Below are 24,701 nucleotides of genomic sequence, written 5' to 3' on the forward strand. Positions count from 1 at the left end.
ACAGCCCGGCGCTGACTTATTACCGGGCTTGTTGCGGTCGGGGCTGAAATCACCATGAAAATCGCATTGCTCGCTGTGCTTGGCCTGGCGCTGGGCGCCCTTGGCGGCGCCGCCTTCGGCATCGGAGCCGGCCTTAGCTGGATCGGATTGGCCAGAACCTCGGGTATCGACAGCGGAACGCTGGTGTTTTTCACCTTCATGCCGCTCGGCGCCGCGATCGGCGGCATCGGCGGCGCACTGCTGTTCGCGGTGGTGGCGATCCGCGACGCCGAAATCGTGATCGAGCGGCAACCGGTGCGGCAGCGCGACCGCTGAATTGCGGCGACCGGAGCCTTTTCGCGCGAAGCCTGCTCCCCACGTGATGCGGGGTGGATGCCGGTTCGCGACAAAAAAGCGCGTCAGAACCAGAATCCAGAGGTCGGCGGTCACGTTCCGGTAAAATTCCGCGCAATTGTGCATTGCAAAAAAGTCATTTGCGTTTTTGCCGTTCGGCAATATTTCAGGCCGCAATAGCGATGTGCAGCAACCTGGCAAGGCGTCGGCGCTGACCCCCTGCCATCCGTTTGCGTTTGAAAATCCAGTTTCAGGACAAGGCCAAAATGACAGAGCATAGTCTCTGGCGTTTTTCGCGCGCATTGCATCGCGCGATCAACGAACGCCAGCTTGCAGATATCGAGCCGCTGCTCGACGACGAGGTCGAATGGTCCATCTATGGGCCGATCGACCTGTTTTCCTTTTTCGGCGCGCGCCGCGGCAAGGCCGCGGTGCTCGAGGTGATCCGGCAGATCGGCGAGAACCTCAGGGTTCACCGCTTCGACCGGGAACAGATCATGCTCGGCGTGGATTCCGCAGCCTCGATGCTGCGCTATTCGCTGACGGCACTCGACTCCAACAAGCCGATCTCGCTCCGGATCGCGCATTTCGCGCAGTTCAGGGCCGGCAAGCTGACGAGCTTCCGCGTGCTGGTCGACAGTTTCGACCTCGTCGAGCAGACCGTCGGCTACCCGATCCATCTGCCGCGCATCGCGGTCTGACGGCTTTTCACGCCTTCGTCATGTCCGGGGCGCTAAAGCGCGAAGCGCGTCTTCGCGTTCAGGCGCCCCGGCAGCGGCGGCCTGTTTTGCCAGCCCCGAACGGCCGCGCTCGGGACGCGCCGCGCGAACGCGCTGCGCGTTTGTCCCGGACATGACGATCACGCGTTGATCACTTGCTTTCAGAGCGCCGATGCCACAATTTTGCGCCACGGCAATGCATGCTGCGGCTCTGGAATTTGCGGGCTGGGAATGACTTTCACATTACGATTTGGCTGGGCAAGGCTGCAGGTGCTGGCGGCCGGCTTCAGCCTGGCGATGGCGCAGCCGGCCGCCGCGCAAACCCCGCCGTGGCAGATCGCTCCCGCAGCCCAGGATACCGCAGCTGATAACGCCGAGGCTGCGGCCGACGAGGAGCCGCCGGCGGCCAATGCCAATGACGCCGACATCCTGAAGGACATCGACGAGAGCAAGCTCGACTGGAGCCAGCTCGACACCGATTCTACGAGCCTGCCCACGCTGGCGCCGAAGCGTGCGGCCAGGCCCGCCAGCGTCGCCGGCAAGGATCCATCCTGGTCGACCAACTACAACGCCAATGGCTCGTCGGCGGTGTCGGTCAAGCAGTCGATCTCGCCATTCCTCGATACCCGCATCGGCGCCGACATGACGGTCGCGAGGCAAGGCACGATGACGACGTCGGAGCAATTGTCGGAGCGGCTCGCCAATGGCGGCAGCCTGCCGCAGTCCGGCGGCTCGGCCTGGGCCGCGATCTCGACCGGCGGCGTGGCCTCGATCTGGGACAAGACCTCGGTCGAGGCGCGGGTCGATCCCTCCGCCGACCAGAGCAAGGTCGGCACCTCCTTGAGCAAGTCGGTGCCGCTGTCGGAGCAATATTCGCTGACGCTGCAGAACGGCTACAACCTCATCCAGCAGGGCGTGGTCCCGGTGCCCGGCATCATCAACCACTCCTCGCGCAGCTACGACACCGATCAGTCGGCGAGCCTGTCGGTTAACGACACCGGCACCAGCATCACGGCAGGCCAGACGCTGTCGACCTCCGACGACAGATGGCTGCGCCGGATCGGTGCCGAGCAGAAGCTGTTCGACGGCGTTACCGTCTCCGGCTCGGTCGGCGAGACCTCCCAGGGCACCACCAGCAAGAGCATCAGCGCCGGCTACAAGCGCTCATGGTGAACGGTCTGTTAGCTCTATCGCGCTAAATGATCAGGCATTGCCGCAACTTGGCCCAGATGCGGTCAAATTCGGCGGCACTGATAGGTCCGTAACTTCATCAATTCGTCGTGCGGGGGACAAGCCGCGCTTCGCCATTGCGAACAAGGGGAAAGCCGATGAACGCCACCAACCGTACCGAGGAAGCCGAAGTCGAAACGACGTCCGAGGTCGACACCAACCTCGCCGCCGTCTCGGAAGTCGAAGCCGGCATCCGCGACTTCGTGCGCAACGATATCGCCTATCTGCGCCGGCCGGTGGCGAGCCCGGAGACCGCGCCGACCGACTCCAACACCGATGCCACCGTCAGCAACGTCAACTCGCTGATCCAGCGCGTCGCCGGCACCTCGCTCGCCGAGATCGAGAAGCTGATCGGCGAGCTCGAGAGCCTGCGTGACCTGCTGCATGCCGAGGGCCAGCGCGTCCAGCGCGAGATCTCCGGCTATGCCCAGCTCAGCCAGGCCGCGATGAAGTCGACGCGCATGATCGCCGACAACGTCTCGCAGTGGAAGCGCGCCGCCGACGGCCTGCGCAACAGCTGATACTTCAGTTTTCCAAACTGATCGCCGCCGCCTCCTGAACAGGGGGCGGCGGCTTCGCTTTGCGGCCTGATTCAGCGCGGAACGATTCGTTATTCAGCGCGGTGTAAACTCCGCGACGTCAATTTTTTGCAGAAGCCGATTTGAACTGGGGATGTCGAGCCCGCGTCCAATCCGGAATTCGCGTCCGGACCGCGCCTAGTGTGCTGAATGCGAAGTTTGTGCGATTTCGCGGCAGCCACTTTCACGAACTTCGCATTCATAAAGCACACTAGAATCAAAGGTTTGCTAGTGTCCTTATCGAATCCGAAGTTCGCTCCGAAGGTGCGGCAAATGATGCGAACTTCGGATTCGGGACACTAGCCGGGCATCCATTTGGAGGCGAAGTCATGCAGAGCGTCCGGCCGGATAACGCCGCCGATCCGATTCCGCTGCGCCAGCCGCAGCAGGGCATCGGCACGATCATGATCCGCTTCATCGGCATATTGGCAGCCGCGACGGTCGTGATGGTGCTGATCTGGAATCGTTAGACTGAAGCTTGGAAGAAATGTGACGCAGCCTGCCGACAGATCACATTGAAAAGCGCAAATGCACGCCACCTGCGCTCCCTCGAGCGCCGGGAGTTACAGACGGTCAATCAGCGGTCGATGCTCGCGGTGGTCTCGAAGGAATAATTGCCGTCGGCAAAGCCCTTCACGACCATTCCGGTGGCCAGCATCACCACAACCGTTACCGTCGCGAAGATAATGCCGACGAGTTTCAGCGCGCTGCGATCTGCCATGGTATCCCCAGTCATTCTTGCCAGATGTCCGTGCCCTCAAACCATAAGGCAGGGACAAAGGTTCAGAATGCGTTAGCAAAAACTGAGTTCCACGCAACGCACAACTGCGTCGGCAGCAGAAGTCATTCGCTAACCATGGCGTCCGGGCAACATCAGAGGCGCGCGGGCAACATCAGGAACCGGGATTCCGCCGCGGCACGAAAGCGGTGGCGAGGAACGAGAACACCACTTCGTTGCGCTGATTGACGCCGGTGTTGCGGGCCTGAAGGATGCCCCATTCGGGCCGCTTTTCGGACGTGCGCTTGGTCTCGACCTGGTTGGTGAAGCTGATGGTATCGCCTGCCAGCACCGGGCGGATCCAGCGCAGTTCGCGAAAGCCCGGCGACGGCCCCCAGACCGCGACCTCCTCGCCGCGCGCGGCGGCTTCCGCGGCGAGCCGCTTGCCGTCGGCGACGAGCAGCTTCATGCAGACGCTGGCGACATGCCAGCCCGATGCGGCGAGCCCGCCGAACAGCGAGTTGCGCCCCTCCTCCTCGTCGAGATGGAAGCGCTGCGGATCGAACTGCGCGGCGAACCGCTTGATGTCCTCGGGCGTGAAGGTGAAGGAGCCGAACTCGCGCCGCGCGCCGATCTCGATATCTTCAAAAAAGCGCATGACCCATCCTATGCGCTCGCGCCGTCGCGGCGGCTGACGATGATCGGCGACTCCATCTCGCACAGCATCTCGCCGCGCGCGTTACGGATGGTGCCCTTGAAGGTGACGATGCCGGTCTCGGGCCGGCTCTTCGAGACGCGCGCCTCGACGACGTCGACATCCAGCGTCAAATCGTCGCCCGGACGCAGCGGCGCCACCCAGCGCATCTCGTTGACCCCGGGCGAGCCGAGCGAGGCGGTGCGGCCGATGAAGCCGTCGAACAGCATCCGCATCATCAGCGAGCCGAGATGCCAGCCCGAGCCCGACAGGCCGCGGAGCATCGATTTCTTCGCCGCCTCCTCGTCGAGATGCATCGGCTGCGGGTCGAATTCGGCGGCAAAGGCGAGGATCTCCTCGCGTGAAACATGGCGCGGGCCGAACGTGCCGAAGCGGCCGGGCTTGAAGTCTTCGAAGGTCAGCGTGGTCATTGGGTGAGGATATGCCGGAGGGAAGCCCGATTGTGGCCGTTATTTGCGGCAATCACAACCGGCCCACTCGCATAGCTCGCCCCTGGACTGCCGGCGCCCGGTCCGGGGCTCGCGCAGGCGAGATGGTTTGGGGTTCTGCGTTATCGATCCCTCTGGTCGCGGAGGCGCTTTGGCGCCGCCCGAACCATTGGCCCGGCAAAAGGCCTCGTCCTGACGGACGCCTGCGGCGCAGGGTTCCGGGATGAAGTGATCACGCCGGCGGTCACGCAGTAGGATGAACGAGACGCGAATCATATTTCGGCTGGCCGGGAGAACCATGATGTTCGATTTCCAGGATCTGTTTCAGTGGGACCGCTTCATCACGCCCACGATCATCAAGACGTTCTACTGGCTGGTGATCGCGGTCATCGTGCTGTTCGGGATCTCCGGCATCCTGTGGAGCCTCACGGCGATGGCGATCAGCCCGTTCGTCGGATTCATCCAGCTGCTCGCGTCGATCGCCAGCGTCTTCGTCGGCATCGTGTTCTCGCGCATCGCCGCCGAGTTCATCCTGATCGTATTCCGGATCAACGAGCATCTCGGCGCAATCCGCGATCGGGACGGAGCAATGCACTGAGGCGAACGACACCCGGCCGAACGCGGCCCGCCGCCCATGCCGTGGTTAATCCGAAGTAGCACCCGCGCGCAAATGCCCGCGAAATTCCGACCGGGATCTTAAATCCGCTCGCGTACAGCCTTCCGCATTGCCAAGACCAGCGCGGGGGCGTCGTGAATTCGAGGAATGGCTTTGTTGCCGTGAGGCCGGGTGCCGAGCCGGGCTTTACGACCGAGGATATTTTATGGGCTGTCGGCATCTGGTCGGTGATCCTGACCCTGGCGCCGGTGATCGTGTTTTATTTGCTGATGGTGGCGTGAGGGCATCCCCTCCGTCATTCCGGAGCGATGCGTGAGCATCGAATCCGGAATCTCGAGATTCCGGGCTCATGCTTCGCATGCCCCGGAATGACTCCAATATTCTCGACGACAAAAAACGCGCGGGAGCCGCGCGTTCTTTCCATTTCAAACCAAAACGGCGTTGTTACGCCGCCTGCTTGTGCATCGTACCGGACGCCGACGCCGTGCCGCGGATCGCCTTGATCGAGCGTTCGATCGCGGCCCACAGCCGATTGATCTCGGCGGCGGCGCGGCCTTCCGCATAATATTCGCGGGCGCCTTCGCCCTGGCCGAGCGCCATCAGAAGATCGGCGCGGTTGGTGATCTGGCCGCTCCACACCGGTGCGCGGAATTTCGCCAGCGCCTCACGCGCGATCGCGACGATGCGGCTTTCGGCGCCGTCACGCTGCGCGGGCGCGCCGTTGATCACGACGGCATAGGGCTTGCGCATCGAGCGGCAGGTCTGGATGGTTTCCTGCACGGCGTTGACGTCGAACACGCCGGGCCGCGCCGGAATGATCACCATCGTGGCGTTCTTGATGGAGTCGTCGACCACGGCCGAGAGGTTCGGCGGCGTGTCGATGAACACCCACTCGATGCCGTCACGCTTGGCCTGGGCAATGATCCCGCTGACCGAGTTCACTGCCGTCTTGATCGCCGGCTCGTTGGTGCCGCGCAGCTTGTGCCAGAGAGTCAGCGAGCCCTGCGGATCGGCATCGATCAGCAGACAGGGCTTCGTTGCCTTGTGCACTTGCGCGGCGAGGTGAGCAGCCAGGGTACTTTTTCCCGAGCCCCCCTTACGCGAAGCGAAAACAATCACGTTCATACGTTGGCCTCCAGATTGACCCCAGGAGGCGAAAATGAATCAGCACGCTGATTCGCGAAAGAAAAAATTTCTTGCAATCCGCAAAGTGGCCAAGATTACCGGTGCGTTTTGCTTTTTGAGTCACACCGAACTTATGACGCAACCGCAAATGGAAGCCCTAAGCGTTTGATATGACTCGGTGCCTAGCGTTTTCCGGCAGCTTTCGCGCGCTCGCGCTCGATCCACTTGCGCTCGATCCAGCCGAGCAATTGCGCGGTCGGTTTCTGCAGGAACGGAACGTCCTGCGCGAACAAAAGGAGTCCGAGCGGCAGCATCCAGAGTCCGAGCACCGGCAGGAAGCTGAAGATGCCGCCGATGATCAGGAGGATCGCGAGCGGAATCCGCACATAGCGCGACGACGGCTTGCGCAGCCACGCGACGAAGCGCGCCGGCTTTTCCGGCAGCTTGGCTTCGAACCAGGCGAAGTGCCGATCGATCTCTTGTTTGTAGTATTCGCTCACGCGTCCCGCTCCATCCGTTCCACAAGCGGAACAGATTTGGCTGACAATACAAGCCCCAGAGATGATGCTGCGTGACAGCGTCACAAGGCGTCAGTCTGTCGCGCATCGCAACCTTGAAATCGCATGGAGGCGATCCACCGCGCGATGAGATTGCGTTGACCGCGATGGCGCTGCGCTCCCTCTCCCCGTTCTTACGGGGAGAGGGTTGGGGTGAGGGGCTGTCTCCGCGTGGATGGCGATAGTTGCGCTTGTGGAGACTCCCCCTCACCCGGAACGCATCTGACGATGCGTTCCGACCTCTCCCCGCACGCGGGGCGAGGTGAAGCGCACAGCGGTCCGCTCGACGAGAATGCGCCAAGTTAGCCGCGTGCGCGCGATGGGAATCATTTAGTGGATGGACTTCTTCGCCCTGTGCGATTTGGCGGCCTTGTGCTTGGCAGGACGCCGTTCCACGCGCTCGCTCGCTTCACGCGGCTCGGGACCACCGCGGAAGAACACCCGGCAGGCCGGCGAGAGCTGCGCCTTGTTCCTGATCATGCAGGCCGTGATGCGATCGACGTCGGGAATCTCGGGGCCGCAAAGCCTGAACGCATCCGGCGTACAGGCCTGCTGCTGGTCTTGCGTATAGGCCTCACTTCGGCCCGGCAGCAGCAGCGCCGCAAGAGCGATGCTTGATATCAACGCAAACGAAAAACTCCTTGAACAGGCGATCCCCATGCATCCCCCCAAAGGTGTCACTAGGCGTCGTTAAGGCGTCGTGTCAGCCAGTTTGGGTGACGGGACAGAGAAGTGCAAGCGGACGCGATGACACGCCGGGCGATAAGGGCGAGCGACCTTGCGATGGCCGGATTTTGCGATGTCGCGCTGACTGATCTTGCGGATGGTACAGTTGGGTGGGCTCGAACCACCGACCTCCTGTTCCACAGACAGGCGCTCTAACCAACTGAGCTACAACTGCATCCCGCGGCCCGCTCAAGCGGGGCGGCGATTTCGGGCGGAAACTAGGTGCAACGCCGCGCTTTGGCAAGGCCGTAACGCGCCGATTTCCGCTGTTATGTCGGGCCGCTTGACGGGCTCCTGCCCAGCAAAAAGGCCCGGACCGCTTCGGCCCGGGCCTTTCGCTGGTCTCCCAAACGGCAGCGATCAGGCGGCCGGCTTGTAGAACTTCGAGGCGCTGGCCTTGATCGGCTCGGCGGTCTCGCTGGCGACCTTCTGGCCGAGCTCGGCCAGTTCCTTGGCCTGCGCGGTATAGGTCTCGAACTGCTTGCGGGCGTGCGACGTCCACAGCTCGACCGCTTCGGTCGGCGACTTCACGCTGAACAGCTCCTGGGCGAAGTCGAGCGAGGAGGTGGTGTTGGCCTTGAAGAACTCGATCAGCTTGGCCGAATACTCGCTGGCGCCCTTGCTCACCGAGGTGAACACGGCCTCGACCGTCGAGTTGTGGGTCTCGGCGGCGTCCTTGAACTTGGCGTAGCTGTCGCGGGCCTGCAGAACGCCCTTCTCGGCGAACGCGCGCATCTGCTCGGGAACTTCAAACGGAATGATCGAGGCGGAAAACGGATCGGACGGGTTGGTCATACGTGTAATCCTTCGCAACGGGTGAGTAGATGTGACCATTGCGAACGTCCCGGAGCCCATCAGGCCGGGAGCGCTGAAATGGATCACGCTGCCTTGATTCACGGGAGTGCCCTTCGTCGGGCGCGCCTAATAAACACCCATATCATGTCAATTTTGTGCAACGCAACGTAAGATCGCGTGCGACGCCACATTTTTTATCTGACGGAACAAAAGATTACCGCGGCCGACCGAGGCTGAACGCGCCGGGGTCGGCCGCGGCCAATGCGCTTCGTCAGTTCTTCGGCTTGACCGCGTCCATCGCGGCCCGGCTGACGGCCTGGCCCATCTCGCTGGCCTGCTCGGCGAGCGAGCGCATCTGGCCCTGCACATATTCGCTGTGCAGCCGCATGACGTCGCTGAGGTCCTTGGCCTTGAGCAGCGCCTCGGCGTAGTCCAGCGACGACTGCACGTTCTTTTCGGCATAGGACAGCGCCTTGGCCGAAAGATCCTTGGCGCCGGCGCGCACCGTGGCGTTGCGCTCCTCGATCTTGCCGGCGGTGTCCTTGGCGTTGGTCACGAATTGCTCGAACGCCTTGCGCGCCTGCTCAAAACTCGCCTCCGCCATCGACCGCATATCCTTGGGAATCTCGAACTTGGGGATCTCGAAATGGTCACGCCCGTTGTCGCTCATGGTCGCTCTCCCTCGCTTGCTGATCGGCCCGCCGCTTGGCCCTGCGGGCCCAGGGCAAGATAGACGGCAGAATATATATCGTGGCACTGCAATCGCAGGTGTGACGCGGCGCCGCCTGGTTCCGCATCGCGCGGCTCGCAGCAACCTCTCTTTGCCCGACAACGCCAAACGGCTGTGGATCGTTCAGCCGAGTTAACGTTATCCCGGCTTTGGCGGGGGCAGTTTCGCTGCGGACATGGACCTGCCGCCCCCCAGTTGCGATACTAACCTTCTGTTAAGGCTGTCGTCCTGCGGCTGCCGGGCCTTCGGCTGAGCTTAAGGAAGAAAGCCAAACCCATGCGGTCAAATCTTGCGTGATGAGTGACGCGGAATTCCAGATCCAGGCGCTCGGCGATGTCAGGCTGGCGGATCATGCGACGGGCGCCCTGCCGGCATGGCTGTGGGCGGCCGACGGCGCGCGGATTCTCTGGGCCAATCCGGTCGGCGCGCAGGTATTCGGTGCCGCCAACGGCGCCGAGCTGGCGAAGCGCGGCTTCGGCCCGGCCGATCCGCACCGCCGCCAGGTCGCGCGGCTCGGCCACAGCCTGAACGCCAATGGCGCGGTCCGCCTGGAGCGGCTGCGCGGCTTCGGCGCTGCGCCCGGCATGCTCGCGACCTGCGGCTGCGCCCGGATCGACCTGCCGGACGGCAGCCACGGCATCCTGATGACGGCGCTCAACGCGACCGGCCGCGGCATGCCGCTCGCGGAACGCCTGCAGCGGCTGCTGCAGGGCTTGCCGCGTCCGGCCGCCGCCTTCACCAGCAACGGATTGCTGGTCGCAACCAATGAGGCGGCGCGTACGCTGCCCGGCCTGCACGACCTCACCGAAGCCGGTCTCGATGCCGCGCGCGGTGAGGCGCTGGCGCAGGGCCGCGCGGCGGCGAGCGTTGCGATCGGCCGCGTCGTGCTGCAGCGGATCGGGCACGGCGCCGATCGCGCGCTGGTCGCGTTGATCAAGCCGGCGGCGCATCTCGCCGCAAGGCCGGCGCCGATCGTGCCTGCGCCGGTTGAGCCGGAGACGCCGGCGCGCGAAGCACCGGCTCCCGCAGCGCCAGCGCAGCAAGAGGCCATGGCCGTAGAGCCGCCGCCAGCACCTGCAGTTATCGAACAAGCCGTTGCGCATGACGAAGCGCCCGCGACGGCCAGCGCAGCACCGATCGCCTTGTTCGACGCGCTGGATCCGCAGTTGGAAGAGCGCGTCACGATCGAGCCGATCGTCAGCGCGGCTAAATCCGAACCTGAGAATGCTGCTCCATCTGCCGCGGCAGCAGAGGCGGCGCACGTAGAGACCGCAGCTCTCGACACCACGCAAGACGAAACAGCTGCCGCCGAGGAACCTCTGTCGGAAGCACTGATCGAAGTGCCGGACGGCGCGCAGATCGAAGAGCCTACGCCTCTTGCCCCGCCACTTGCGTCGGCAGAACTCACGCATTCAGAGCCGACGCCCGTCGAGACTGCACCTCTCGACACCACGCCCGACGAAAGCCCCGCCGTCGAGGAGCCGCTGTCGGAAGCGCTGATCGAAGCACCCGCTGAAGCGCCGGTCGAACAGCCTGCGCCTGATCTCGCAGAGACGGCACGCACGCACGCGCCGGAAATATCGGCGCCCCCGGCCGATCCCGCCCCCTCGCCTTATGCGATCGCGGATGCGCCCGCGCCGCCGCCTGCCGCCGAGCCGGAGCCCGCGACATTGGCGCCGGTGCCACCACCATCATGGCTCGACGAGCCGTTGCCGGTGCGGCGCCATCCGCTGCGCTTCATGTGGCAGATGGACCATGAGGCCCGCTTCTCGCTTGGCTCCGATGAATTCACCCGCCTGATCGGCCTGCACACCGCGGCGGGCTTCGGCCGGCTGTGGAGCGACATCGCCGAGAGTTTTGGCCTCGATCCCGAAGGCCGCGTCATGCAGGCGTTCGCCAGCCATGACACCTGGAGCGGCATCACGCTGCACTGGCCGGTCGACGGCGGCGGCCGGCTGCCGGTCGAACTGTCCGGCCTGCCGGTGTTCGATCGTGCCAGGAATTTCGCCGGCTATCGCGGCTTTGGTGTGTGTCGCGACCTCGACGGGCTTGCGCGACTCGCCGCATTGCGCCGCTATGAGTTCTTCAGCGGCACGGTCGCGCCGCAATCGCTGTCGGCCGATGTCGCACCGGCGCCGCGCACCGTTGCGCCGCCTGGGCCCGCCGCGCCACAGGACAATCCTCCGCCGCACGCGGAGCCGCCGCCCGACACGACCGCAGCAGCACCACCCGAGGAATTGACCGAGCCGACAGCCGCAGAGACTTCACACCGAGCCGATCCGGATCACGCCGTGGAAACGCACGAGGAAACGCACGAAGTGCGTCACGACCCGCCACCGAATGTGGTGCCGTTCCGTCCCGCCGGCGACACCCGGCCGCCGTCGCTGACGCCGGTCGAGAACAACGCCTTCAACGAGCTCGCCCGTCAATTGTCGGCGCGGCTCGAGAACGAGGCCGGCCTCGCCGCGACGACGGACGACAGCGTGCCGGCCGAGCCGGTCGCCGAAGCGCCGCCCGCAAGCGAACCGCCGCAGCAAGCAGAGGCGCCAGCGCAAGAGGCGATCGCGCGGCTGGAGACACCGGCGGAAACACCAAAGGCCAGCTGGCTGGCTGCGGCGGAGCCGGCGCCGCGCGCCGACTCCCGGCGCGACCGCGCGCTGCTCGATCTGTTGCCGGTCGGCATCCTGATCTACCGGCTCGACCGCCTGCTCTATGCCAACCGCGCCTTCCTCTCGCGCATGGGCCATGACAGCCTGCACGCGCTGGAAGCCGCCGGCGGTCTCGACGCGCTCTATGTCGAGCCCGGCGTCTCGCAGGCGAGCAGCACGTCGGGCACCGGCACGCCGGTGACGATCTCCGCGAACCAGAGCACCGAGCACGGCGCGCAGTCGGTGTCCGCCGAGGCGCGGCTGCACACCATCACCTGGGACGACGATTCCGCGCTGGCGCTGATCTTCTCGCGCACGCTGGACGAGGATGCCTCGATCGCCGCCGCGCTATCCGAGCCGGAGCCTGCGGCGGCCGCCGAGCCGCTGCTTGCGCCGGCTGAGCCGCAAGCCGGCCAGGCCGACGCCGAAGAGCTCGGCGCGATCCTCGACACCGCGGCCGAAGGCATCATCATGTTCGATGCCGACGGCAACATCCATTCCTGCAACCGCAGCGCCGAGGCGCTGTTCGGCTATGACGGCGACGAGTTCGTCACCCGCAAGCTCGCCGATCTGTTCGCGCCGGAAAGCCAGCACGGCATCTTCGACTATCTTGCCAGCCTGAAATCGGCCGGCGTCGCCAGCCTGCTCGACCATGGCCGCGAGACGCTCGGCCGCGTCCGCCAGGGCGGCATCATCCCGCTGTCGGTGACGATGGGCCGCACCCGCGCCGATGGACCGAACTTCTTCGCGGTGTTCCGTGATCTGTCGCAAACGAAGAAGAGCGAGGGCGAATTGCGCGAGGCGCGGCGGCTCGCCGAACGCGCCGCCAACGCCAAGTCCGACATGCTGGCGCGGATCAGCCACGAGCTGCGCACGCCGCTCAACGCCATCATCGGATTTGCCGAGGTGATGATCGGCGAGCGCTTCGGCGCGCTCGGCAACGAGCGCTATGTCGAATACATGAAGGACATCCGCGCCTCCGGCGAGCGGGTGATCGCGATCGTCAACGATCTGCTCGACCTGTCGCGGATCGAGACCGGCAAGCTCGACCTCGCCTTCGCCAGCCAGAACCTCAACGAGATGGTGGAGAGCTGCGTCGCTGTGATGCAGCCGCAGGCCAACCGCGAGCGCATCATCATCCGCACCTCGCTCGCCCACACGCTGCCGCCTGTGGTCGCTGACGCCCGCGCGTTGCGCCAGATCACGCTGAACCTGATCGGCAATTCGATCCATCTCGCCAATGCCGGCGGCCAGGTGATCGTCTCGACCGCGCTGTCGGATTTCGGCGAGGTGATGCTGCGCGTGCGCGACACCGGGCAGAGTCTCAACGACAACGAGGTCGCCGCCGCGCTGGAGCCGTTCCGCGCCCCGACGCCATCAGATCAGGCCGGCTCCGGCGGCGTCAGCCTGTCGCTGACCAAGGCGCTGGTCGAAGCCAATCGCGCCAAATTCCAGATCCGGACCGGCGGCCGCACCGGCACGCTGATCGAGGTGACCTTCGCCCACGCCACAGCAAGGGCGTGAGCAGCGATCCGCCCTTCCCGCTCTTGCCGGCCGATTCCAGGACACTGCGAACATCTGTCGCGTCGGATCCGCGCGGCGCGGCATAGATCTTGCTGCGATTTGGCTTGTTTGAAATCATTGCCGTGCGGCCCCGCCCGTTTTCCGGGCATTCGGATTTCACCGATGCGCTGTCTTGTCGTCGCCGATCTGCATTACTCGTTGCCGCAGTTCGATTGGCTGCTGGCGGCGGCACCGCAATTCGATCTCGTGATCTTCGCAGGCGATGCGCTCAACCTCGGCTCGGCGGTCGATTTCCGCGCCCAGATCGTCGTCGTCACGAAATACCTGTCGCGGCTCGCCGATCTCACGCGGGTGATCTTCTGCTCGGGCAATCACGACCTCGACGAGCGCAACCCGGAGGGCGAGAAGATCGCGCGCTGGGTCGCGGGCATCAGGGAGTTCGGCGTCGCCTGCGACGGCGACAATCTGGCCATCGGCGACACGCTGTTCACGGTGTGCCCGTGGTGGGACGGCCCGCTGGTCAAGGCGCGGATCGACGATCAGCTTCGCGCGGCGGCCGCGATGCCGCACCGCCGCTGGGTCTGGGTCCATCACGCCCCGCCGGCGGATTCGCCGACCAGCTGGGGCGGCAAGCGCTTTTTCGGCGACGCCGAGCTGCTCGGCTGGATCGAGCGCCACCATCCGGCGCTGGTGATCTCGGGCCATGTGCATCAGTCGCCGTTCATCCAGATGGGCTCGTGGTTCGACCGGATCGGAGCGAGCTGGGTGTTCAACACCGGCCTGCAGCCCGGCCGGCCTCCGGTCTACATCGTGCTCGATCTCGCGCAGGACAAGGCGTTCTGGCTCGCCGCCGGCGATGCGCAGATGATCGATCTCAAGGCGCCGCTGTCGCGGCCGGCGGCTCCCGTGCGCGAGGCGCCGGACTGGCTCATATCCTTGGATCGGATTGCCGATCCGAGCCTGGCGCGACCTGCATCGGCGGCAGGTTGATCATGCTCTGCAACACCTCGCCGACCATCGCCAGATGGGTGCCGTGATCGGCATATTGGTGCATCAGGTCGGCAAGATAGGTCGTGGCGACATGAAGCCGTTGCGCCAGGAGCTGCGCGATCAGCAGCGCCACCTCCGGCTGCTCGCGCAGGAACGACGCCGCATCGTCGAACTCGTACAGGACGCAATCAGTGGCCGTGCGCACCTTGGCGCTGTGCGCCCGGTCGAGCAACACACTCATCTCGCCGAACACCGCGCCGGGCTCGTCGATGACGGCGACCAGGCTGTCGCCCTTGACGACTTCCACCTTGCCCTCGAGCAGCACGAACAGATGACCGGTCTTGCCTCCCTCCTCGATGAAATCCGTGCCCGCCGGCAGGCTGCGCCTGCGACCGCCGGTGCAGTGATCAAGGATCGCTCGCATGTTTCATCTCCGTCTCCGGTCAGACTAGGCAGAGATGCTGTCGCGTCAAACGGCATTAGCTGGGCGTTCTGCCCAAATTGTCGGCACGCCACCGCGTGACCCGCGGCGCGATCCAGCCCTTTGCGCGCGCCTCAGGCGGGCGCGTTATGCTTGACCGCCAGGAAATCGCCGATCGTATCGAGGAACAGTTTTGGCGATTGCAGTTGCGGGACATGCGCACATCCCGGAATGACCCTGAGCCTGACTCTCGGCAGGCCGCCTGCCAATTCGTATGACATCGGCGGCGGCGTCGCCTCGTCATATTCGCCGACCACGACGAGTGTCGGTACCGTCACGCTGCGTAGTTCGGCACGAAGATCGAGGCTCGCCAGCGCGTCACAGGCCGCGCAGAACACGTTGAGATCGGTGCGCAGGAATGCGTCGCGGCGATCCTGCATCAGCGCGGGATGCTGTGCCTGGAAATCCGGTGCAAACAGCCGGCGCATTGCAATGTCGGTGATCGCGGCGAGCCCTTTCTCGCGTGAAACCCTGGCCATGTTGCGAAACGCCTCGCGGCCCGGCTCGGAGAATGCCGCACCGCTGTCGGCGAGGATCAGCCGGCTCGCGATCGCCGGGTGGCGGATCGCCATTTGCAGCGCGACGAACCCGCCATAACCATTGCCGAGCACGATGGCCGGCGTGCCATCAGCCGCGTCATGCACCGCGTCCGCCATCCGGTCGGCAATCGCGGCAAGGCCACCCTCAACCGCGCTCGACCGACCAAATCCCGGCAGTTCCGGCACGATGGTCCGAAACGACCGGGCAAGTTCCGGCACGATCGCATCGAAGCTCGCGCGATCCGACAGCAGCGAGTGAAACAGGACCAGCGGCGGCCCTTCGCCCGACTGGGCTGCGTTGACTGTGCGGTTGGCCAAAAGCCTGTCCATCGTCGCTCTCTTTCAAATCGCGCCCGAAATTCGCGCATTGGGGCTCCAAAGCGCCCCTGCGGACGATTGATAAATCAAATCACGCGGATTTCAAGGATTTCAGCTTGACGTGATATTTCACAAACTGCATTTTACTGGGCAGGGAGGCCCAATAAAAATGATCCTTCTCCGCGAGAATATCTACGAAAACCTGCGATCTGATATTTTATCGTGCCAGCTTGCTCCCGGTGATGAAATACGAGAGCAGGATCTGGCGGAGCGTTACGCGGTCAGCCGCCAGCCGGTCCGGGACGCCCTGCTGCGGCTCGAGCGCGAGCACCTCGTGACGGTGCAGCCCCGCCAGGGTTACCGGGTCAATCCGATCTCGCTGTCCGACGCCCGCGATCTGCTGCGCTTCCGCCTTGCGCTCGAACCGGCCTGCGTCGCCGAAGCAATCGAGAGCGCGCCCGACAGCATCCTGAAATCACTCGATGAATTCCGTCGCTTCTCCGGCAGCCATGAGGACTTCATCACCTACAATCGCGGCTTCCACTCGGCGCTGGCGCACGCATCGGGCAACCGCCGCATGGCGACCACGCTCTGCGACCTGATCGGCCAGGCCGATCGGCTGGTGCGCGTCAGCGTCTCCAATCTGAAGGGCCACGACCCGGCGAAGCTCGTGGCCGAGCATGTCGCATTGATCGACGCCATGCAGCGGCGCGAGGCACGCACCGCGGCCCGCATCATCAAGGCTCACATCGCGGCGACCGAAAAGCGCGTGCTGCCGGCACTCAAGCGCAACGCCGTCATCGTCGAAGAGAGGTCATCATGAACATTCCGTCGAAGCCCGCGACGATCGACGTCGAGATCCACGGCAACTTCATCGACGGACGCGAGGTCGGGGCCGGAGACGGCGAGATGCTCGACGTCCGCAATCCCGCGACCGGCGACGTCATCGCCCGCATTCCGAATTCGACCGCCGCGGATATCGACCGTGCGATGAAGAGCGCTCGCGCTGCATTCGAAGGCAAGGCGTGGGGCGGGATGGACACGAGGGCGCGCGCCCGGCTCGTCAACAGGCTCGCCGACGCGTTCGAGGCCAATCTCGACACGCTGTACCGGCTGGAGACGTTGAACAACGGCCGTCCGGTCAACGAAACCCGCGCGCAGCTTTCGCGCCTGCCGGATTTCTTCCGCTACTTCGCCGGACTGGCGCTGTCGCGCCGCGATTCCGTCATCCCGGTCGAAGGCGCGTATCTGAACTACACCCTGCGCACGCCGATCGGAATCGTCGCCAACTGCACGCCCTTCAATCACCCGCTCATGATCCTGTGCAAGTCGCTTGCCGTCGTGCTGGCGACCGGATGCGTCACCGTGGTCAAGCCATCGGAATACACGCCGCTGACGACACTGAAGCTCGCCCAGATCTTCAGCGAGGCCGGACTGCCTCCCGGCGTCTTCAACATCGTGCTTGGCCTCGGCCAGAGCGCCGGCAAGATGCTCGCTGAGCATGGCGACATCGACAAGCTTGTGCTGACCGGCGGGACCGAAGCCGGCCGCATCGCGGGCAGCGCCGCGGCGAAGGTGTTCGCGCACCAGACCATGGAGCTCGGCGGCAAGACGCCGGTGATGATATTCGACGATTTCGACGTCGACCGCGCCGTCAACTATGCCGCGTTCGGCGCCTTCATCGGCGCCGGCCAAACCTGCGTTTGCGCGTCGCGCCATATCGTGCAGGCCTCGATCTACGACGAGTTCGTCGAAAAGCTGCAGGCCAAGACCCGCACCATCCGCATTGGCGATCCGTTCGATCCGAACACGCAGCTTGGGCCGGTGATCTCGGCACGCCAGCGCGACCGCGTTCTCAGCTATGCGCGCTACGGTCATGAAGACGGCGCGCGGCTGCTCACCGGCGGCGTGGCCGCAAAGGTCGCGGGCCACGACAACGGCTTTTTCGTCGAACCGACCGTGTTCGCCGACGTCAAATCCGACATGCGGATCTTCCAGGAGGAGGTGTTCGGCCCCTTCACCTCGGTGACACCCTTCAAGGACGAGGCCGACGCGCTCCGGCTCGCCAACGATTCGCCCTTTGGCCTCGCCGCCGCCATTCGCACCCGCGACGTCGCGCGCGCGCATCGCGTGGCCGCCGCGGTCAAGGCCGGGATCGTCTGGATCAACGATCACCACCGACTCGATCCGGCCTCGCCCTGGGGCGGCGTTGACGATTCCGGCATCGGCCGGGAATGCGGCACCGAGAGCTTCGACGACCATTTCAACACCAAGAGCGTGATGGTCGCGACCCACGAACAGCCGTTCGATTGGTACCGCGACACGGCCAGCCAGCGCCGGTTGAACTAGCCGCAGTCGAGCAAAGCGGCAAACCGCCCACAGATGGCGGGCCGCATCACCGAGGAAAACAGTCAAGGGGAGAGCGCATATGTCGACATCGGTCAATGCCGGGAGCCGCCTCGATCGGCTACCGATCGGACCATTCCATCGCCGGATCATGATCCTGATCGGGATCGGAATGTTCTTCGACGGTTTCGACATCTATATCGCCGGCACAGTGCTCGGCGTGACGCTGAAAACCGGGTTCTCGACGCTCGCCCAAAACGCCGCGTTCATCTCCGCAACCTTCGTCGGCATGATGCTCGGATCTTTCGGCACCGGCTTCCTCGGCGACCGTTACGGACGGCGTTTCACCTACCAGTTCAATTTGCTGCTGTTCGGCATCGCGTCCCTGGCGGCGGCGCTTGCGCCAAACATGACCTTTCTGATTGCCTGCCGTTTCGTGATGGGCGTCGGTCTCGGCGCCGAAAATGTTGTCGGCTATTCCACCATGACCGAGTTCGTGCCGGCCCGGAGCCGCGGCAAGTGGCTCGGCTTCACCGCCGTCTGCGTCGTGACCGGCCTGCCCATCGCGCTGCTGGTCGCATCGGTCGTCGTCCCGCAATTCGGCTGGCGCGCGATGTTCGTGCTGGGCGGCGTCGGCGCCTTGATCGTCTGGTACCTGCGCAAGTCGCTGCCGGAGTCGCCGCGCTGGCTGGAGGCGGTGGGACGCACCGCCGAGGCCGAGGCGCTGATGCAGGCGATCGAGAAGGAAGCTTCCCAGGGTCAGCCCTTGCCGGCGCCCGCGGCTGCAACGCCGGCACCGGTGTCGCCCGATCTCGCCACGCTGTTCGCTGCGCCGCTGCTGTCCCGCATGATCGTCGGCGCGGTATGCCTGATTACCATCAATACGCTGCTCTACGGTTTCGTGACCTGGCTGCCGGTGTTCTTCATCAAGCAGGGCCTGTCCGTCGCGACCTCGTTCGGCTACTCGCTGCTGATGGCGCTTGGCGCGCCGATCGGCTCGGCGATCGGCGCCCTGACCGCCGACCGCTGGGGCCGCAAGCCCACGATCATCGGCGCATCGCTGATATCGATCATCCTCGGCGTCATCTATCCGATGATCTCGGATCCATTCCTGCTGCCGGCCGTCGGCTTCGCGCTGACCGTGCCGATCTATGTCTTGGTCGCACTGTTGTTCGGCATCTATATTCCCGAACTGTTCCCGACCGAGGTGCGGCTGCGGGCATCCGGCATAGTCAACACACTCGGTCGAGGTGCCACCATCGTGACACCATTCCTGGTCGTGATGCTGTTCGAAGCGCGCGGCGTCGCCGGCGTGATGGCCCTGATGATCGGACTGCTCATCGTGCAGATCATCACCGTATGGGCGCTCGGCATCGAGCCGCGGCACCGCAGCCTCGAGGAGCTCAAGGGCGAGGAATCACCATCCGCAATTCCGCAGGAAGCTTCGTGAGGCGGAGCGACCTCTCTCGCGACAAGCTTTGACGGCGCGGGATACCCGCGCCGTTCGCGTCACTCCCACATCTCCGGCGTGACACGCCCGGCGAAGCCGCAGTCGATGACCCGCTCCTGCGGATTGCGATCGACGATCAGCCGCAGCAGGTCGGGGCGCGAATAATGGCCGCCGATATCGCACAGCGCCTTGGCGGCGAGCACGGCCTCCCGCGAGCCGTCCGCGATCAGGATGGTCTCGCCCTGCGCCGGACCTGCGATGACCTCGCCGCGCGGATCGATGATGACGCTGTCACCGCTGTACTCGATCGTCGAGAGTTCGCGGTAACGTTCCGGCGTGATTTCGCGCGAGCGCATGCCGCCGACCGCGATGACGTAGCAGCCGGCCTGCGAGGCGAACGCGCGCGACAGCAACAACTGCCGCGGCCAGAGCGGCGTCGGCGACGGTGGCGCCACCGCGGGCTCCCGCCCCGGCCACGCCGCGACGTGGATCTGCGTTCCCTGCGCGGCCAGCGCATAGCCGGGCAGCATCGTGTTGTGCTCCCAGCAATTGAGGCCGCTGATCCGGCCATAGGGCCGCTCATGCACGCGCAGGCCCGCCGCGTCGCCATCGGCCCACACCGAGCGCTCGGTGAAGGTGGGCTTCAGCTTGCGATGGCGGCCGAGCAGCCGTCCCTCGCGGCCGATGAACAGCAGCGTGCAGTAGACCGTGCCCTTGGTCACGGCATCACGTTCGGCGACGCCGATCACGACATCCAGTCCCGCGGCCTCGGCGGCGGCGCAGAGCCGATCGGTCGTGGGCGAGGGAATCTCGACCGCGTTGTCGAGATATTCGGCCATCGCGCGAAACGTGTTCGGCCCGGTCGGCGCGTGACAGAAGAAGGGATAGCCGGGCAGCCAGGTCTCGCCGAAGGCGGCGATCGTCGCGCCCATGGTGCCGGCCTCGCCGATCAGGCGGCAGGCCTTCTCCAGCGAGGCGTCGCGATCGAATGGCACCGCGGCGGCCTGGACCGCCGCGAGCCTGAAATGCGTGTCGGATGTCATGGTTGCGCCCGCGTCAGTCGACGCCCTTGCGGGCAGCGTCGAGCGCGCCCGCAAGCAACTCCAGCGCCTTGACGCGCCGCCGTCGCGCCAGACGCGCCTCGCCGACCTTGCGCTCGTGCTCGCCGGCGATGAAGGCCTGGATGTCCGGCAGCGGACGAATGACGCCACGGCTGCCCCACTGGCCGTCGGGGATCTCTGTCGGAAACACCCATACCTGCGGCGCCACATCGTCGAACGAACCGCCGGCGGCGCGCACCACGGCATCGGTCACGTCCTTTACCAAGGCCGCGCGCGAGGTTTCGGTGTACTGCCCCTCGGGGACCGTCGGGACGATGCGAAATCGCGGCGATGGCGATGGCCGGCCCGCCACGTAGACTGCGGCCGGCCGATGCAGGAAGACAACGGTGACGCCTTGCGCAACCTTGTTCGCCGGATCGAACCCCTCGTGACCGATCAGGATATCGCCGAGCTCCTTGATGAGCCGCGCTTCCGCTTCCGGCTTCAGGGCTCCTTCGGGAATTGTCACGTCGATCATCGGCATTGAGGCGACCTCCTGTTGTTGACAGGACGAGGTCTATGCGCGGCGTGCTCCTTGCAGCAGTGGCAGTATCGCCATTCTCAGGGCAAATTCGGACACGGCCTTCTCAGCTAGCGGGGGCCCTGCGCACGAACCGACGCTGGTATTCGCGGGGCGAAAGCCCGGTTTCGCGCTTGAACAGGCGACGGAAGGTCGACAGATCGTTGTAGCCGACGCGCCCGCTGACCGCGTCGAGCTTCAGCCGCGTGGTTTCGATCAGGCGCTTGGCGACATCCACCCGCAGCGCCTGCAGATATTGCAAGGGCGCCTCGCCGACCGCCAGCTTGAAGCGGCGGTTCAACGTCCGCTCGCTGACCGAAAGGTCGCGGGCCAGCCTGGCCAGACTGAAGCCCTGTTGCAGCGACTTCTCCATCATGCTCTGCGCCCGCGCCACCAGCGCGTCGGAGTGCTGCGTGTCGCGCGCGCGGCTGGCATAGGGTGCCTGCGAGACGCGATTGCTGTCGATCAGCATCAGCTTGCCGGTCTCGGCGGCTACGTCGGCACCGGCGAATTTCTCGACCAGCCGAAGCGCGAGATTGAGCGAGGTGGTCACCGCGCCCGAGCAGACAATGCGGTTCTGCTCGGTGAGGATCTCGGCGACGCGCAGATCCACTGCCGGGTAGCGCATCGCGAATGTCCGTCCCTTCGCCCAATGGGTGGTCGCAACCCTGCCGTCGAGCAGGCCGGCCTCGGCGAGGATGAAGCTGCCGGTGCAATAGGACGCGAGCAGGGTACCGCGCTCATGCTGCCGACGCAGCGCCGCGAGTAGCGGCTCGACGGTATCGAGCCGCGCGAAGAAACGCTCGATATCGCCGACGAACGGTCCCGGGATCACCACCGCGTCTGCCGAAGACCGCGCACCGATCGGCCCATCGACGCCGATGACCTGGCCTGACGCCGTGTGGACCGGCCGGCCACTCAAGGACTCGACGCGCCACCGCAGCTGCGACGGCGTGCCGCTGCGACGTCGCGGTCGCCGCGACGTCACCGAATTGGCGGCGGTGAACACGTCGACAATCCCCGCCACGCCCGAAGCGAGGATGCCGTCATAGACCCAGATCCGGATGAGTGGCATGGCCCGTGTCCGATTTTGCACAACATGGCGCAATTCTGCCATTGCATGGACGACCGGACAAGCGGGCGGCGGGCGCCGAATGCGCCGCGCCGTGTGGCTGCCCGACGGGAAACTCAGCAAAAAACTGTCAACCCGGACAAACCATGTCGCGAAAATGCGGGCGTATGACTCACAAGCGGTGCCGCACACTCACCGTCGTCCCGGCGCAGGCCGGGACCCATAACCACCGACGCGAATTGTCATGCGCGATTGCAACGACGAGTCCCGCCTGCAACATCCGCCGCGGCGTATGGGTCCCGGCCTTCGCCGGGACGACAGATGTATATGCGGGCCGTTCGCCGTGCGCCCTATTCACATCGCCCGCGCAAATCTGCGAAAGCCAGGCGCGCCGGTCATCGCTTCGAAGGCGGCGTCGCGCTTCTCTTCGGCGAAGGTGAAGCCGGCCTTGGCATAGCAGCGTTCGGCGGCGTCGTTGCCGATCAGGAACGAGATCGATGCCTGCGTGTAACCGGCCGTCTTGCCGTCGGCGAGTGCGCGGCGGATCAAGTCCTGCACCAGGCCGCCGCTGCGATGGGACGCTTGTCGGGCGACATGCTCGATCAGCCAGTCGCCCTCGCCGCCTTGTACCCAGCAGTTACGGGCATAGCCGCCGCGCGCGACGATGGCATCGGCGTCCATGCCGGTCTCTGCTGCGACTTCCTCGATCGCCGCACGTGCGGCGAGGACGGTTCCGGATGCCGGAATCGCGCACAGCGCGGCAGCCGGCACGCCATCGACTTCAGCAATCAGGAAATGGGCGACGTGATACCATGACCGCACCCGCGCCACGGCGAGCCGTGTCATGAACGCCAGGCATTCCGCCTCGCCCCGGTCGAGCGCGATGTCGAACCAGCCGCGCGGCAACGGGCCGCGCTGCGCGGCCAGGACAATGCGGGCGATGAAGCCGGCGTCATCGGATCGTGCGGGACGGATCGAGGATCGTCCCGCGCCGATCATCTCAGGTGTTCTTCAGCGCGACGCGGAATTCGGCCTCGGTCTTGGCCTTGACCTCGTCGAGCGTGACGCCGTCGGCGAGCTCGATCAGCGCCATGCCGTCCTTGCCGTGCTTGTCGATGGTGAACACCGCCAAATCCGTGACGACCATGTCGACCACGCGTTCGCCGGTCAGCGGCAGGTTGCACTGCTTGAGCAGCTTCGGACCGTCCTTGGCGGAATGCTCCATCACGACCACGACGCGCTTGACGCCGGCGACGAGGTCCATGGCGCCGCCCATGCCCTTCACCATCTTGCCGGGGATCATCCAGTTGGCGAGGTCGCCGTTCTGCGCCACCTGCATGGCGCCAAGGATCGACAGATCGATATGGCCGCCGCGCACCATGCCGAAGGAATCGGCCGACGAGAAATAGCTGGTCGAGGGCAGCTCGCTCACGGTCTGCTTGCCGGCGTTGATCAGGTCGGCGTCGACCTCGTCCTCATAGGGGAACGGGCCCATGCCGAGCATGCCGTTCTCGCTCTGCAGGCTGACGTCGATGCCGTCGGGGATGTAGTTCGAGACCAGCGTCGGGATGCCGATGCCGAGATTGACGTAATAGCCGTCGCGCAACTCCTTGGCGGCGCGGGCGGCCATCTGTTCACGGGTCCAGGCCATGTGGCTCTCCTGAAGGATTATGTTTTAGGCGGCGGGCCGCGGACGGGTGTTGCGGAACTCGATCCGCTTCTTGCCGGTCCCGACCTCGACGATGCGCTTGACGAAGATGCCGGGGGTATGGATGTGGTCCGGATCGATCTCGCCGGCCGGCACCAGGTGCTCGACCTCGGCGACGGTGACCTTCGCGGCGGTCGCCATCATCGGGTTAAAGTTGCGCGCGGTCTTGCGGTAGACCAGATTGCCGGCGGTGTCGCCCTTCCAGGCATGGACGATGGCGACGTCGGCGAACAGGCCGCGTTCCATGATGTACTTCTCGCCGTCGAATTCCTTCACTTCCTTGCCCTCGGCGATCAGCGTGCCGACGCCGGTCTTGGTGTAGAAGGCCGGGATTCCGGCGCCGCCGGCGCGGATGCGCTCGGCCAGCGTGCCCTGCGGGTTGAACTCGAGCTCGAGCTCGCCGGCGAGATACTGTTGGGCGAACAGCTTGTTCTCGCCGACATAGGACGAGATCATCTTCTTGATCTGGCGGGTCTCCAGCAGCCGGCTGAGGCCGATGCCGTCGACGCCGGCATTGTTGGAGACGACGGTGAGGCCCTTGACGCCGGACTCGCGGATCGCGTCGGACAGGGTCTCGGCGATGCCGCAGAGGCCGAAGCCGCCCGACATGATCATCATGCCGTCCTTGAGGAGACCATCGAGTGCCGATTTGGCGTCGGGATAAACTTTGTTCATGCAGCGAATACCTGATGGAGGGCGCGGAACGGCTGTGGCAAAGCGGATTATTAGGCGAAA

Annotated in this window: 29 protein-coding genes and 1 tRNA gene; 13 read left to right on the forward strand and 17 right to left on the reverse strand. The window is 65.1% G+C overall.

Going from position 1 to position 24,701, the window contains the following annotated elements; genetic code table 11:
• Positions 1–54: 54 nt before the first annotated feature.
• The 5 genes from ACVMB1_RS28075 (at position 55) to ACVMB1_RS28095 (ending at position 3,330) form a co-directional block, all read left to right on the forward strand.
• Positions 55–315: a hypothetical protein gene (locus tag ACVMB1_RS28075; protein WP_028336038.1), complete on the forward strand. Its 261-nt coding sequence runs from the start codon at positions 55–57 to the stop codon at positions 313–315.
• Positions 316–599: 284 nt separating this feature from the next.
• Positions 600–1,034 carry a nuclear transport factor 2 family protein gene (locus tag ACVMB1_RS28080; RefSeq protein WP_026193357.1) on the forward strand — a complete coding sequence of 145 codons (435 nt, stop codon included), beginning with the start codon at positions 600–602 and terminating at the stop codon, positions 1,032–1,034.
• A gap of 249 nt (positions 1,035–1,283) precedes the next feature.
• Complete coding sequence (locus ACVMB1_RS28085) at positions 1,284–2,225, forward strand: hypothetical protein (protein WP_076829850.1); 942 nt, start codon at positions 1,284–1,286, stop codon at positions 2,223–2,225.
• A gap of 155 nt (positions 2,226–2,380) precedes the next feature.
• Positions 2,381–2,803 carry a hypothetical protein gene (locus ACVMB1_RS28090; RefSeq protein ID WP_076829847.1) on the forward strand — a complete coding sequence of 141 codons (423 nt, stop codon included), beginning with the start codon at positions 2,381–2,383 and terminating at the stop codon, positions 2,801–2,803.
• A 386-nt stretch (positions 2,804–3,189) separates the two neighbouring features.
• Positions 3,190–3,330 (forward strand): hypothetical protein, encoded by a 141-nt coding sequence (locus ACVMB1_RS28095; protein ID WP_167350365.1) that lies wholly within the window; start codon positions 3,190–3,192, stop codon positions 3,328–3,330.
• Positions 3,331–3,437: 107 nt separating this feature from the next.
• Here the strand turns inward: ACVMB1_RS28095 and ACVMB1_RS28100 are convergent, their stop codons facing one another.
• The 3 genes from ACVMB1_RS28100 to ACVMB1_RS28110 all read right to left on the reverse strand — a co-directional run bounded on the left by ACVMB1_RS28100 (position 3,438) and on the right by ACVMB1_RS28110 (position 4,703).
• A complete protein-coding gene (locus ACVMB1_RS28100; protein ID WP_016841369.1) occupies positions 3,438–3,581 on the reverse strand; it encodes a hypothetical protein in 144 nt (47 codons plus the stop codon).
• A gap of 172 nt (positions 3,582–3,753) precedes the next feature.
• Positions 3,754–4,236, reverse strand: a complete 483-nt coding sequence (locus tag ACVMB1_RS28105; protein ID WP_076829845.1) for a MaoC family dehydratase — start codon at positions 4,234–4,236, stop codon at positions 3,754–3,756.
• Positions 4,237–4,244: 8 nt separating this feature from the next.
• Positions 4,245–4,703 (reverse strand): MaoC family dehydratase, encoded by a 459-nt coding sequence (locus tag ACVMB1_RS28110; protein WP_057019033.1) that lies wholly within the window; start codon positions 4,701–4,703, stop codon positions 4,245–4,247.
• A gap of 319 nt (positions 4,704–5,022) precedes the next feature.
• Here ACVMB1_RS28110 and ACVMB1_RS28115 point away from each other — a divergent pair, with 319 nt between their 5' ends.
• Together ACVMB1_RS28115 and ACVMB1_RS28120 are read left to right on the forward strand one after the other, a co-directional pair.
• On the forward strand, positions 5,023–5,319 hold the full coding sequence (locus tag ACVMB1_RS28115) for a DUF4282 domain-containing protein (protein ID WP_028340592.1): 297 nt from the start codon (positions 5,023–5,025) through the stop codon (positions 5,317–5,319).
• Between the two features lie 152 nt (positions 5,320–5,471).
• A complete protein-coding gene (locus ACVMB1_RS28120) occupies positions 5,472–5,618 on the forward strand; it encodes a hypothetical protein (protein ID WP_162832441.1) in 147 nt (48 codons plus the stop codon).
• A gap of 163 nt (positions 5,619–5,781) precedes the next feature.
• Here ACVMB1_RS28120 and ACVMB1_RS28125 read toward each other — a convergent pair whose 3' ends face one another.
• A complete protein-coding gene (locus ACVMB1_RS28125; protein ID WP_028336032.1) occupies positions 5,782–6,462 on the reverse strand; it encodes a ParA family protein in 681 nt (226 codons plus the stop codon).
• Between the two features lie 34 nt (positions 6,463–6,496).
• Between ACVMB1_RS28125 and ACVMB1_RS28130 the strand changes: the two genes are divergently transcribed.
• Positions 6,497–6,631, forward strand: coding sequence for a hypothetical protein (locus ACVMB1_RS28130; protein ID WP_256521274.1), 135 nt, complete (start codon positions 6,497–6,499; stop codon positions 6,629–6,631).
• A gap of 13 nt (positions 6,632–6,644) precedes the next feature.
• Here ACVMB1_RS28130 and ACVMB1_RS28135 read toward each other — a convergent pair whose 3' ends face one another.
• The 5 genes from ACVMB1_RS28135 to ACVMB1_RS28155 all read right to left on the reverse strand — a co-directional run bounded on the left by ACVMB1_RS28135 (position 6,645) and on the right by ACVMB1_RS28155 (position 9,210).
• Positions 6,645–6,962 (reverse strand): hypothetical protein, encoded by a 318-nt coding sequence (locus tag ACVMB1_RS28135; protein ID WP_016841357.1) that lies wholly within the window; start codon positions 6,960–6,962, stop codon positions 6,645–6,647.
• A gap of 387 nt (positions 6,963–7,349) precedes the next feature.
• Positions 7,350–7,643 carry a hypothetical protein gene (locus ACVMB1_RS28140; protein WP_371852154.1) on the reverse strand — a complete coding sequence of 98 codons (294 nt, stop codon included), beginning with the start codon at positions 7,641–7,643 and terminating at the stop codon, positions 7,350–7,352.
• A gap of 200 nt (positions 7,644–7,843) precedes the next feature.
• Positions 7,844–7,920, reverse strand: a tRNA-His gene (locus ACVMB1_RS28145).
• Positions 7,921–8,105: 185 nt separating this feature from the next.
• Positions 8,106–8,540: a phasin gene (locus tag ACVMB1_RS28150; RefSeq protein WP_028336028.1), complete on the reverse strand. Its 435-nt coding sequence runs from the start codon at positions 8,538–8,540 to the stop codon at positions 8,106–8,108.
• Between the two features lie 271 nt (positions 8,541–8,811).
• A complete protein-coding gene (locus ACVMB1_RS28155; RefSeq protein ID WP_057019032.1) occupies positions 8,812–9,210 on the reverse strand; it encodes a phasin family protein in 399 nt (132 codons plus the stop codon).
• Positions 9,211–9,566: 356 nt separating this feature from the next.
• On the opposite strand from ACVMB1_RS28155, the gene ACVMB1_RS28160 reads away from it, so the two are divergent.
• Both ACVMB1_RS28160 and ACVMB1_RS28165 read left to right on the forward strand, forming a co-directional pair.
• Positions 9,567–13,442, forward strand: a complete 3,876-nt coding sequence (locus ACVMB1_RS28160; protein WP_076829654.1) for a PAS domain-containing protein — start codon at positions 9,567–9,569, stop codon at positions 13,440–13,442.
• 162 nt (positions 13,443–13,604) lie between these two features.
• The gene (locus tag ACVMB1_RS28165; RefSeq protein ID WP_076829651.1) at positions 13,605–14,432 is read left to right on the forward strand and encodes a metallophosphoesterase family protein; all 828 of its coding nucleotides are present in this window, start codon (positions 13,605–13,607) and stop codon (positions 14,430–14,432) included.
• Here the strand turns inward: ACVMB1_RS28165 and ACVMB1_RS28170 are convergent.
• Together ACVMB1_RS28170 and ACVMB1_RS28175 are read right to left on the reverse strand one after the other, a co-directional pair.
• Positions 14,371–14,856 (reverse strand): Crp/Fnr family transcriptional regulator, encoded by a 486-nt coding sequence (locus ACVMB1_RS28170; protein ID WP_076829648.1) that lies wholly within the window; start codon positions 14,854–14,856, stop codon positions 14,371–14,373. The two genes, ACVMB1_RS28165 and ACVMB1_RS28170, sit on opposite strands and share 62 nt — an antisense overlap.
• A gap of 131 nt (positions 14,857–14,987) precedes the next feature.
• Entirely contained in the window at positions 14,988–15,782 is a 795-nt protein-coding gene (locus ACVMB1_RS28175) for an alpha/beta fold hydrolase (RefSeq protein ID WP_076829645.1), read from the reverse strand.
• A gap of 157 nt (positions 15,783–15,939) precedes the next feature.
• On the opposite strand from ACVMB1_RS28175, the gene ACVMB1_RS28180 reads away from it, so the two are divergent.
• From ACVMB1_RS28180 to ACVMB1_RS28190, 3 genes are all read left to right on the forward strand, one after another.
• The gene (locus ACVMB1_RS28180; RefSeq protein ID WP_076829643.1) at positions 15,940–16,593 is read left to right on the forward strand and encodes a GntR family transcriptional regulator; all 654 of its coding nucleotides are present in this window, start codon (positions 15,940–15,942) and stop codon (positions 16,591–16,593) included.
• Positions 16,590–18,119 carry an aldehyde dehydrogenase gene (locus ACVMB1_RS28185; protein WP_076829640.1) on the forward strand — a complete coding sequence of 510 codons (1,530 nt, stop codon included), beginning with the start codon at positions 16,590–16,592 and terminating at the stop codon, positions 18,117–18,119. The genes ACVMB1_RS28180 and ACVMB1_RS28185 overlap by 4 nt, the downstream gene beginning before the upstream one ends.
• Positions 18,120–18,198: 79 nt before the next feature.
• Positions 18,199–19,566, forward strand: a complete 1,368-nt coding sequence (locus ACVMB1_RS28190; protein WP_076829638.1) for an MFS transporter — start codon at positions 18,199–18,201, stop codon at positions 19,564–19,566.
• Positions 19,567–19,625: 59 nt separating this feature from the next.
• Here ACVMB1_RS28190 and ACVMB1_RS28195 read toward each other — a convergent pair whose 3' ends face one another.
• The 6 genes from ACVMB1_RS28195 to ACVMB1_RS28220 all read right to left on the reverse strand — a co-directional run bounded on the left by ACVMB1_RS28195 (position 19,626) and on the right by ACVMB1_RS28220 (position 24,641).
• Complete coding sequence (locus ACVMB1_RS28195; protein WP_141342314.1) at positions 19,626–20,609, reverse strand: carbon-nitrogen hydrolase family protein; 984 nt, start codon at positions 20,607–20,609, stop codon at positions 19,626–19,628.
• Between the two features lie 13 nt (positions 20,610–20,622).
• On the reverse strand, positions 20,623–21,150 hold the full coding sequence (locus ACVMB1_RS28200) for a tautomerase family protein (protein ID WP_076829632.1): 528 nt from the start codon (positions 21,148–21,150) through the stop codon (positions 20,623–20,625).
• A gap of 103 nt (positions 21,151–21,253) precedes the next feature.
• Positions 21,254–22,261, reverse strand: a complete 1,008-nt coding sequence (locus ACVMB1_RS28205) for a GlxA family transcriptional regulator (RefSeq protein WP_076829629.1) — start codon at positions 22,259–22,261, stop codon at positions 21,254–21,256.
• Between the two features lie 351 nt (positions 22,262–22,612).
• Positions 22,613–23,257 carry an N-acetyltransferase gene (locus ACVMB1_RS28210; protein WP_076829626.1) on the reverse strand — a complete coding sequence of 215 codons (645 nt, stop codon included), beginning with the start codon at positions 23,255–23,257 and terminating at the stop codon, positions 22,613–22,615.
• 1 nt (position 23,258) lies between these two features.
• A complete protein-coding gene (locus ACVMB1_RS28215; RefSeq protein ID WP_018268725.1) occupies positions 23,259–23,909 on the reverse strand; it encodes a 3-oxoacid CoA-transferase subunit B in 651 nt (216 codons plus the stop codon).
• 24 nt (positions 23,910–23,933) lie between these two features.
• On the reverse strand, positions 23,934–24,641 hold the full coding sequence (locus ACVMB1_RS28220; protein ID WP_016842309.1) for a CoA transferase subunit A: 708 nt from the start codon (positions 24,639–24,641) through the stop codon (positions 23,934–23,936).
• Positions 24,642–24,701: the final 60 nt, after the last annotated feature.

The organism is Bradyrhizobium sp. USDA 4504, from assembly GCF_054063995.1.

What these genes read in the sequence shown, in the direction of transcription:
- ACVMB1_RS28075 (WP_028336038.1), top strand. Translation starts at nt 55, where the DNA reads ATGAAAATCGCATTGCTCGCTGTGCTTGGCCTGGCGCTGGGCGCCCTT.
- ACVMB1_RS28080 (WP_026193357.1), top strand. Translation starts at nt 600, where the DNA reads ATGACAGAGCATAGTCTCTGGCGTTTTTCGCGCGCATTGCATCGCGCG.
- ACVMB1_RS28085 (WP_076829850.1), top strand. Translation starts at nt 1,284, where the DNA reads ATGACTTTCACATTACGATTTGGCTGGGCAAGGCTGCAGGTGCTGGCG.
- ACVMB1_RS28090 (WP_076829847.1), top strand. Translation starts at nt 2,381, where the DNA reads ATGAACGCCACCAACCGTACCGAGGAAGCCGAAGTCGAAACGACGTCC.
- ACVMB1_RS28095 (WP_167350365.1), top strand. Translation starts at nt 3,190, where the DNA reads ATGCAGAGCGTCCGGCCGGATAACGCCGCCGATCCGATTCCGCTGCGC.
- ACVMB1_RS28100 (WP_016841369.1), bottom strand. Translation starts at nt 3,581, where the DNA reads ATGGCAGATCGCAGCGCGCTGAAACTCGTCGGCATTATCTTCGCGACG.
- ACVMB1_RS28105 (WP_076829845.1), bottom strand. Translation starts at nt 4,236, where the DNA reads ATGCGCTTTTTTGAAGATATCGAGATCGGCGCGCGGCGCGAGTTCGGC.
- ACVMB1_RS28110 (WP_057019033.1), bottom strand. Translation starts at nt 4,703, where the DNA reads ATGACCACGCTGACCTTCGAAGACTTCAAGCCCGGCCGCTTCGGCACG.
- ACVMB1_RS28115 (WP_028340592.1), top strand. Translation starts at nt 5,023, where the DNA reads ATGTTCGATTTCCAGGATCTGTTTCAGTGGGACCGCTTCATCACGCCC.
- ACVMB1_RS28125 (WP_028336032.1), bottom strand. Translation starts at nt 6,462, where the DNA reads ATGAACGTGATTGTTTTCGCTTCGCGTAAGGGGGGCTCGGGAAAAAGT.
- ACVMB1_RS28130 (WP_256521274.1), top strand. Translation starts at nt 6,497, where the DNA reads ATGAATCAGCACGCTGATTCGCGAAAGAAAAAATTTCTTGCAATCCGC.
- ACVMB1_RS28150 (WP_028336028.1), bottom strand. Translation starts at nt 8,540, where the DNA reads ATGACCAACCCGTCCGATCCGTTTTCCGCCTCGATCATTCCGTTTGAA.
- ACVMB1_RS28155 (WP_057019032.1), bottom strand. Translation starts at nt 9,210, where the DNA reads ATGAGCGACAACGGGCGTGACCATTTCGAGATCCCCAAGTTCGAGATT.
- ACVMB1_RS28160 (WP_076829654.1), top strand. Translation starts at nt 9,567, where the DNA reads ATGAGTGACGCGGAATTCCAGATCCAGGCGCTCGGCGATGTCAGGCTG.
- ACVMB1_RS28165 (WP_076829651.1), top strand. Translation starts at nt 13,605, where the DNA reads ATGCGCTGTCTTGTCGTCGCCGATCTGCATTACTCGTTGCCGCAGTTC.
- ACVMB1_RS28170 (WP_076829648.1), bottom strand. Translation starts at nt 14,856, where the DNA reads ATGCGAGCGATCCTTGATCACTGCACCGGCGGTCGCAGGCGCAGCCTG.
- ACVMB1_RS28175 (WP_076829645.1), bottom strand. Translation starts at nt 15,782, where the DNA reads ATGGACAGGCTTTTGGCCAACCGCACAGTCAACGCAGCCCAGTCGGGC.
- ACVMB1_RS28180 (WP_076829643.1), top strand. Translation starts at nt 15,940, where the DNA reads ATGATCCTTCTCCGCGAGAATATCTACGAAAACCTGCGATCTGATATT.
- ACVMB1_RS28185 (WP_076829640.1), top strand. Translation starts at nt 16,590, where the DNA reads ATGAACATTCCGTCGAAGCCCGCGACGATCGACGTCGAGATCCACGGC.
- ACVMB1_RS28190 (WP_076829638.1), top strand. Translation starts at nt 18,199, where the DNA reads ATGTCGACATCGGTCAATGCCGGGAGCCGCCTCGATCGGCTACCGATC.
- ACVMB1_RS28195 (WP_141342314.1), bottom strand. Translation starts at nt 20,609, where the DNA reads ATGACATCCGACACGCATTTCAGGCTCGCGGCGGTCCAGGCCGCCGCG.
- ACVMB1_RS28200 (WP_076829632.1), bottom strand. Translation starts at nt 21,150, where the DNA reads ATGCCGATGATCGACGTGACAATTCCCGAAGGAGCCCTGAAGCCGGAA.
- ACVMB1_RS28205 (WP_076829629.1), bottom strand. Translation starts at nt 22,261, where the DNA reads ATGCCACTCATCCGGATCTGGGTCTATGACGGCATCCTCGCTTCGGGC.
- ACVMB1_RS28210 (WP_076829626.1), bottom strand. Translation starts at nt 23,257, where the DNA reads ATGATCGGCGCGGGACGATCCTCGATCCGTCCCGCACGATCCGATGAC.
- ACVMB1_RS28215 (WP_018268725.1), bottom strand. Translation starts at nt 23,909, where the DNA reads ATGGCCTGGACCCGTGAACAGATGGCCGCCCGCGCCGCCAAGGAGTTG.
- ACVMB1_RS28220 (WP_016842309.1), bottom strand. Translation starts at nt 24,641, where the DNA reads ATGAACAAAGTTTATCCCGACGCCAAATCGGCACTCGATGGTCTCCTC.